Here is a 316-nt window from a genome sequence, read left to right as displayed (position 1 = left end):
GAGGAAGAAGATTTAACTAAAATCAATGAAGCGGGGCACAAGCTCTATGGTACAGCTATTTCTGCAGGTATGAGTGTGCTGACTGATTTGGCTAGTGAATTTGAGCATATGAATACCTTTCAACCTGCTAACATGCATGAACTATATGAACGTGTAGAAGCGGAAATAACCCTGGTTCTTGATATGATGGAGGAAGAGAATTCTTAAGGAATTCTTCATTTTGATAGCATTTGAGTATTTCAAATTCAATAGAGATGAAAAATATCTCCTTGAAATAGAAGTTCATACGAATTAATAACGTAAAAATTTGAATCTA

1 protein-coding gene is annotated in these 316 nt (G+C 34.5%); it reads left to right on the top strand.

Annotated elements, in window-relative coordinates:
- A partial coding sequence (locus JEM65_RS21270; RefSeq protein WP_199603734.1) for an Hpt domain-containing protein occupies positions 1–207 on the top strand: 207 nt, incomplete at its 5' end.
- Positions 208–316: the final 109 nt, after the last annotated feature.

This window comes from Gelidibacter salicanalis, from assembly GCF_016469035.1.
Lineage (GTDB): Bacteria > Bacteroidota > Bacteroidia > Flavobacteriales > Flavobacteriaceae > Gelidibacter > Gelidibacter salicanalis_A.
The sequence above is the reverse complement of the archived record's forward strand: the minus strand, read 5'-3'. Positions and strand labels throughout refer to the sequence as shown.